General features: G+C 71.0%; 5 protein-coding genes. All 5 read left to right on the plus strand.

Annotation, left to right across the window (positions count from 1 at the left end; translation table 11 throughout):
* Positions 1-110 precede the first annotated feature (110 nt).
* Positions 111-3,344, plus strand: coding sequence for an arabinosyltransferase domain-containing protein (locus AC2VOK_RS06500; RefSeq protein ID WP_428899751.1), 3,234 nt, complete (start codon positions 111-113; stop codon positions 3,342-3,344).
* 62 nt (positions 3,345-3,406) lie between these two features.
* Positions 3,407-6,598, plus strand: a complete 3,192-nt coding sequence (locus AC2VOK_RS06505; RefSeq protein ID WP_428899752.1) for an arabinosyltransferase domain-containing protein — start codon at positions 3,407-3,409, stop codon at positions 6,596-6,598.
* Positions 6,599-6,749: 151 nt separating this feature from the next.
* Positions 6,750-7,217: a hypothetical protein gene (locus AC2VOK_RS06510; protein WP_428899750.1), complete on the plus strand. Its 468-nt coding sequence runs from the start codon at positions 6,750-6,752 to the stop codon at positions 7,215-7,217.
* Between the two features lie 26 nt (positions 7,218-7,243).
* Positions 7,244-7,654, plus strand: a complete 411-nt coding sequence (locus AC2VOK_RS06515) for an FHA domain-containing protein (protein ID WP_428899753.1) — start codon at positions 7,244-7,246, stop codon at positions 7,652-7,654.
* Positions 7,655-7,665: 11 nt separating this feature from the next.
* Positions 7,666-7,862, plus strand: a 197-nt coding sequence (locus tag AC2VOK_RS06520) for a cyclic nucleotide-binding domain-containing protein (protein WP_486944285.1), incomplete at its 3' end; no start/stop codon positions are given.

Raw genomic sequence — 7,862 nt, forward strand, 5'->3', positions numbered from 1 at the left:
GCAGCGCACCCGCCGGGGCCTGTGTCCATACCCTGCGTCCTCAGCGGCGTCGCTTACCATCGACCCTCGTGTCCCCCGACGGCGAGCACCGTTCCCAGCGTGTCCGCAGGATGGTGGCCGTCGCTGCGGGAATCGCGGGTGTGCTGCTCTGCGCCAGCGTCCCACTGCTGCCGGTACGGCAGACCACGGCCACCATCCTGTGGCCGCAGGGCAGCACCGACGGGCACGTCACTGCGATCACCGCGCCACTGGTGTCGGGGGCGCCGCGTGCACTGGACATCTCCATCCCCTGCCCGGCGATCGCCACCCTGCCCGCCGAAGGCGGACTCGTGGTCTCGACCCTGCCGCCCGGCGGCGTCGACGCCGGCAAGAACGGGCTGTTCGCGCGCGCCAACAAAGACGTGGTCGTCGTGGCGTTCCGCGACTCGGTGGCCGCGGTCGCCCAGCGTTCGGCGGTCGCCTCGGGCTCCTGCAGGGCGCTGCACATCTGGGCTGACGGCGCAGCCCTCGGCGCGGACTTCCTCGGCATTCCCGGCGCTGCCGGCGTGCTGCCGCCGGAGAAGAAGCCCCAGGTGGCCGGGATTTTCACCGACCTCACGGTGCCGGCCCAGCCCGGGCTGTCGGCACGCGTGGACGTCGACACCCGGTTCATCACCGCGCCCACCCCCCTGAAGACGGCCGTGCTGGTCGTCGGCGTGCTGGCCGTACTGGCAGCCATCGCCGCGCTGGGCGCGCTGGACCGGCGCGACCACGGCCGGCTCCGTTGGGGTGCGCGCCGGCGCGCCGGGGCCGCGGTCTGGCTGGCCGACGCGGGGGTGATCGCGACGCTGCTTTGCTGGCATGTCATCGGCGCGACATCGTCGGACGACGGCTACAACCTGACCATCGCCCGGATCGCGCCCAAGGCCGGCTACGTGGCCAACTACTACCGATTCTTCGGGACGACGGACGCGCCGTTCGACTGGTATCTGTCCGTGCTGTCCGGGATGGCGTCGGTGAGCACCGCCGGCGTGTGGATGCGGCTCCCGGCCACGCTGGCCGGGATCGGGTGCTGGCTGATCATCGGGCACGCGGCGCTGCGCCGGCTGGGGCCCGGCCGGGGCGGCCTGGCGGCCAACCGGGTCGCAGTGTTCACCGCCGGGGCGGTGTTCCTGGCCGCCTGGCTGCCGTTCAACAACGGGCTGCGGCCCGAGCCGCTGATCGCCCTCGGCGCGGTGGCCACCTGGATGCTCGTGGAACGCGCGATCGCGCTGGGCCGCCTGGCGCCGGCCGCGGTCGCGATCATCGTCGCGATGCTCACCGCGACCCTGGCTCCGCAGGGCCTGATCGCCGTCGCCGCCCTGCTGACCGGAGCGCGGGCCATCGCCGGGGTGATCCGGCGGCGCCGCGCCGCCGACGGGCTGCCGGCGCCGCTGGCTGTGCTGGCGGCCGCGCTGTCGCTGATCACCGTCGTGGTGTTCCGCAGCCAGACGCTGGCCACCGTCGCCGAGTCGGCGCGCATCAAATACCAGGTCGGTCCGACGATCGCCTGGTACCAGGACTTCCTGCGCTACTACTTCCTGACGGTGGAGAGCAACGCCGAGGGCTCGATGTCGCGGCGCTTCGCCGTGCTGGTGCTGCTGCTGTGCATGTTCGTGGTGCTGGTGGTGCTGCTGCGGCGCGGCCGGGTGCCGGGGGTGGCCGGCGGCCCCGCATGGAGGTTGATCGGCACCACCGCGGTCGGGCTGCTGCTGCTCACGTTCACCCCGACGAAGTGGGCCGTGCAGTTCGGCGTGTTCGCCGGGCTGGCCGGCCTCCTCGGCGCGGTGACCGCGTTCGCCTTCGCGCGGATCGGCCTGCACAGCCGGCGCAACCTGACGCTGTACGTCACCGCGCTGCTGTTCGTGCTCGCGTGGGCGACCTCGGGCGTCAACGGCTGGTTCGACGTCAACAACTACGGGGTGCCCTGGTACGACATCCCGCCGGTCGTCGCCAGCCACCCGGTGACGTCGATGTTCCTGACACTGTCGATCCTGACCGGCCTGCTGGGGGCCTGGTACCACTTCCGGATGGACTACGCCGGGCACACCGAGGTCAAGGACAACCGGCGCAACCGGGTGCTGGCCTCGACCCCGCTGCTGGTGGTCGCGACGATCATGGTGGCCGGCGAGGTCGCCTCGCTGGCCAAGGCAGCGGTGTTGCGCTACCCGCAGTACACCACCGGCAAGGCCAACCTCGCGGCCATCACGTCAGGACTCACCAGCTGCGCGATGGCCGACGACGTGCTAGCCGAGCCGGACCCGAACGCCGGAATGCTGCAGCCGGCCCCCGGGCAGCGGTTCGGGCCCGACGGCCCGCTCGGCGGGCTGGACCCGGTCGGCTTCACACCCGACGGGGTGGGCGAGGACCTGAGGTCCTATCCGGTGGTGACCAAACCCGGCGTGGTCAACTCCGACGCCTCCCCCAACAAGCCCAACGCCACCATGAGTGACTCCGCGGGCACGGCCGGCGGCAAGGGCCCGGTCGGCGTCAACGGGTCGCATGCGGCGCTGCCGTTCGGCCTCGACCCGGCCCGCACCCCGGTGATGGGCAGCTACGGCGAGAATTCGCTGGCCGCCACGGCGACTTCGGCGTGGTACCGGTTGCCGCGCGACCTGAAAAGGGGGGACCCGGGCCGACCGCTGGTCGTCGTCTCGGCCGCCGGCGCCATCTGGTCCTACAAGGAGGACGGCACCTTCACCTACGGGCAGCTGCTCAAGCTGCAGTGGGGAGTCACCCGCCCCGACGGCACCACCCAACCGCTGAACGAGGTGCAGCCGATCGACATCGGGCCGGAGCCGGCGTGGCGCAACCTGCGGTTCCCGCTGGCCTGGGCGCCCCCGGAGGCCGACGTGGCGCGCATCGTCGCCTACGACCCGAACCTGAGCTCCGAGCAGTGGTTCGCGTTCACCCCGCCGCGGGTCCCGGTGCTGCAGACCCTGCAGCACCTGCTCGGATCGCAGACACCGGTGCTGATGGACGTCGCGACCGCCGCGAACTTCCCCTGCCAGCGGCCGTTCGCCGAACACCTCGGCGTCGCCGAGCTTCCGGACTACCGCATCATGCCCGAACACAAGCAGACGGCGGCGTCGTCGAACGGGTGGCAGGCCGGCGAGGCCGGCGGTCCGTTCCTGTTCACCCAGGCGATGATGTACACCTCGACCGTCTCGACCTACCTGCGCGGCGACTGGCACCGCGACTGGGGGTCCGTCGAGCAGTACCACCGTCTGGTGCCGGCCGAGAAAGCTCCGAACGCCGCTGTCGTGCAGGGCGTGACGACCGTGCCCGGCTGGAGCCGCCAAGGACCGATTCGAGCCCTCCCATGAGCGTCGTCAACTCCGAACGCCGCGGGGTCACCGCGAGCCTCGTCAACCGCCGGGACGTGCGGATGACGCGCTGGGTCGCGACCATCGCGGGGCTGATCGGTTTCGTCCTGTCGGTCGCCACCCCGCTGCTGCCCGTCGTCCAAACCACCGCCATGCTGAACTGGCCCCAAAAAGTGGATGGGCACGGCCAATTCAACAGCGTGACGGCGCCGCTGATCTCGCTGACCCCGGTCGATGTGACGGCCAGCGTGCCGTGCTCGGTGATCGGCGCCCTGCCCCCCGACGGCGGGGTGGTGCTGGGCACGGCACCCAAGAAGGGCAAGGACGCCGCCCTCAACGCGTTGTTCGTCGTCGCCGGCCGCCAGCGCGTCGACGTCACCGACCGCAACGTGGTGATCGCCGGCGCGACGCGCGATCAGGTGGCCTCCCCGCAGTGTCAGCGCATCGAGATCACCTCCACCCTGGCCGGGACCTTCGCCACCTTCGTCGGGCTGACCGACCCGGCGGGAAGGCCCGTCCGCGGCGGCTTCCCCGACCCCAACCTGCGCCCGCAGATCGTCGGGGTGTTCACCGACCTGACCGGACCCGCCCCGGCCGGGCTGCGGCTCTCCGCGACCATCGACACCCGCTTCTCCACCACCCCGACCACCCTGAAACTCACGGCGATGGTGCTGGCTGTCGTGGCGACCATCGTCGCGCTGGTCGCGCTGTGGCGCCTCGACCAGCTGGACGGCCGGCGCATGCACCGGCTGATCCCGACCCGCTGGCGCACGTTCACCCTGGTCGATGCCACGGTGATCTTCGGCTTCCTGCTGTGGCACGTGATCGGCGCCAACTCCTCCGACGACGGCTACATCCTGGGCATGGCCCGGGTCGCCGACCACGCCGGCTACATGTCCAACTACTTCCGCTGGTTCGGCAGCCCCGAGGACCCGTTCGGCTGGTACTACAACCTGCTGGCGCTGATGACCCACGTCAGCGACGGCAGCTTGTGGATGCGGCTGCCCGACCTGGTCGCCGGCCTGGTGTGCTGGCTGCTGCTGTCGCGGGAGGTGCTGCCCCGGCTGGGCCCCGCGGTCACCGGCAGCACGGCCGCCAACTGGGCGGCCGGCCTGGTCCTGCTGACCGCGTGGATGCCGTTCAACAACGGACTGCGCCCCGAGCCGATCATCGCGCTGGGTTCGCTGATCACCTACGTGCTGATCGAGCGCTCGATGTGCGCCTCGCGGGTGACGCCGGCCGCGCTGGCCGTCGTCACGGCCGCCTTCACCCTGGGTGTGCAGCCCACCGGCCTGATCGCGGTGGCCGCACTGGTCGCCGGTGGCCGCCCGATCGTGCGGATCATGGTCAAACGGCACCGCGTGGTCGGCACCTGGCCGCTGGTGGCCCCGCTGCTGGCCGCCGGCTTCGTCATCCTGACGGTGGTGTTCGCCGACCAGACGCTGTCGACGGTGCTGGAAGCCACCCGGATCCGCACCGACATCGGGCCCAGCCAGGCCTGGTACACCGAGAACCTGCGCTACTACTACCTGTTCCTGCCGACCGTCGACGGCTCGCTGTCGCGCCGGTTCGGCTTTTTCATCTCCGCGCTGTGCCTGTTCACCGCGGTGTTCATCATGTTGCGGCGCAAGCGCGTTCCGGGCGTGGCCCGCGGGCCGGCGTGGCGCCTGATGGGCGTCATCTTCGGCACCATGTTCTTCCTGATGTTCACCCCCACCAAGTGGGTGCACCACTTCGGGCTGTTCGCGGCGGTGGGCGCCGCGATGGCCGCGCTGACCACGGTGCTGGTGTCGCACCACGTGCTGCGCTGGTCACGCAACCGCATGGCGTTCACCGCGGCGGTGCTGTTCGTGCTGGCGCTGTGTTTCGCCACCACCAACGGCTGGTGGTACGTCTCGAGCTACGGCGTCCCGTTCAACAACATCATGCCCAGGCTCGGCGGAATCAAGCTCAGCGCCATGATTTTCGCGGCGTTCGCGGTGGTGGCCCTGTGGGCGGTGTGGCTGCACTTCGCGCCGCGCGACCGCGGCGAGGGCCGGCTGGCGCGCGCGGTCACGGCAGCACCGGTGCCGATCGCGGCCGGGTTGATGGCGCTGGTTTTCGTCGCATCGATGGTGGCCGGGATCGTGCGCCAGTACCCCACCTACTCCAACGGCTGGGACAACCTGCGGGAGTTCTCCGGGGGCTGCGCGCTGGCCGACGACGTGCTCGTCGAGCCCGACAGCAACGCCGGCTTCATGACGCCGCTCAAGGCTGGGGGGACGGGCGAGTACGGCCCGCTGGGACCGCTGGGCGGCGTCGATCCGACGGGGTTCTCCCCCAACGGCGTACCGGAACGCACCCTGGCCGAGGCGGTCCGCGAGACGGCGGTTCCGCAGCCGGGCACCGACTACGACTGGTACGGGCCGACCAGGCTGAAGTCGCCGGGGATCAACGGGTCAACGCTGCCGCTACCCTACGGCCTGGACCCCGACCGGGTTCCGCTGGCGGGCAGCTACACCACCGGAGCGCAACAGCAGAGCAGGCTCACCTCGGCGTGGTATCGGCTGCCCAGGCCGGACGACGGGCACCCCCTGCTGGTGGTGACCGCCGCGGGCAGGATCACCGGCAACAGCATCCTGCACGGCTACACCGCCGGGCAGACCGTCGTGCTGGAGTACGCCAGGCCCGGCCCCGGCGGTGAGCCGGTCGCGGCCGGCCGGCTGACCCCCTACGACCTCTACGGCGAACAACCCAAGGTGTGGCGCAACCTGCGCTTCGCCCGCTCCCAGATACCCGCCGACGCCGTCGCGGTCCGACTGGTGGCCGAGGACCTCTCCCTCACGCCGGAGGACTGGATAGCGGTGACCCCGCCGCGGGTTCCCGAACTGCGCTCCGTGCAGGAGTACGTCGGCTCCTCGCAGCCGGTGCTGATGGACTGGGCGGTCGGGCTGGCGTTCCCATGCCAGCACCCGATGCTGCATGTCAACGGCGTCACCGAGATCCCGAGGTTCCGCATCACGCCGGACTACAACGCCAAGAAACAGGACACCGACACCTGGGAGGACGGGGTCAACGGAGGGCTGCTGGGGATCACCGACCTGCTGCTGCGCGCCCACGTGATGTCGACGTATCTGTCCCACGACTGGGGCCGCGACTGGGGGTCGCTGCGCAAGTTCGACACCATCGCCGACGCGCGCCCCGCCCAGCTGGACCTGCGCACCGCCACCCGAACCGGATGGTGGTCGCCGGGACCGATCCGCATCAAGCCCTGACCCGGGGGGTCACGCCCAAGGGTTTGGGCGGCGCCGCGACACGGCGCGGCAGGGCACAAGGTCCCGACGTACGGGACTTCGGTCCCTAGCCGGGCGCTTGCCGGGGTGATCCGATTCAGGTGTAGGACCGGCATCACACGGAGGCATCGCAATGAACGCTGAACCGGAATCGCAGGCCAGGACGCGCATGTTCGCACGCGTGCTGGGTCTGTTCCTCGTCATCGTCGACGTCACGGCCGTGGCGCGCGCCTCGGAGATGCAGACACTGCTGGCGCAGTTCGAGGCGAACTCGCTGTGGACCTGGGTGACCGGCGCGTTCGTCCTGCTGTTCGGCCTGATCGTCGTCGCCGGCCACCAGTACTGGCACGGCGCGGCCGCGATCACCGTGTCGCTGCTGGGCTGGCTGATCACCCTGCGCGGGCTGCTGCTGTTGTCTTTCCCCAAGGCCTTCGTCTCGCTGGCGAACAGTATGGTCGGCGCCCAGGGATTATGGGTGTCGCTCTGTGTCGCGTTCGCCCTCGTCGGGCTGTACCTGGCCTACGTCGGCTGGCGGCCCGCGGCGGACCGGCCCATGTCGCCGGCGACCAAAGCGGTGCCGGACCTCCCGCGGGCCGCGTGACCCGCAACCCGGCGCCCCTGCAGGACATGAGCGGGCGGGGCCACGCGCCCGACGACAACACGGCCCACCTGGCCTCGCTCGCCGACATTCACGACGAGCTCGCCTGGTCGGCACACGACGCCGAAGTCGAGGAATTGCCGCGCGGGTCGGCCCTGCTGGTGGTGAAGCGCGGCCCCAACGCCGGAGCGCAGTTCCGGCTGGAGGCACCGGCCGTGACCGTCGGCCGCCACCCCACCAGCGACATCTACCTCGACGACATCACCGTCAGTCGCCGGCACGCCGAAGTCCGCAGGGACGACGCCGGGGCGTTCCACGTCGTGGACCTCGGCAGCCTCAACAGCACGTACCTCAACAGGGAACCGGTCGACTCGGCGGTGCTGTCCGACGGCGACGAGCTCCAGGTCGGCAACGTCCGGCTGGTTTTCCTGGCCGGATGAGGAGGGCTCCGATGGGCGCCGCACCCGATGTCGCGTCCGGCGACGGGGACCGGGTCCTGGTCCAGACCCTGAGGCGGGCGGGAATCCTGCGTCACGTCGAGCCCGCCGCGGCGTCGGCGTTGACCCGGCAGCTGCTCGCAGACGAATTCGGTTCGGGCGAAACGATATTCACCCAGGGCGACGCGGGCGATCGGGTGCACGTCATCGT

It is taken from the genome of Mycobacterium sp. TH-M116 (assembly GCF_057473685.1).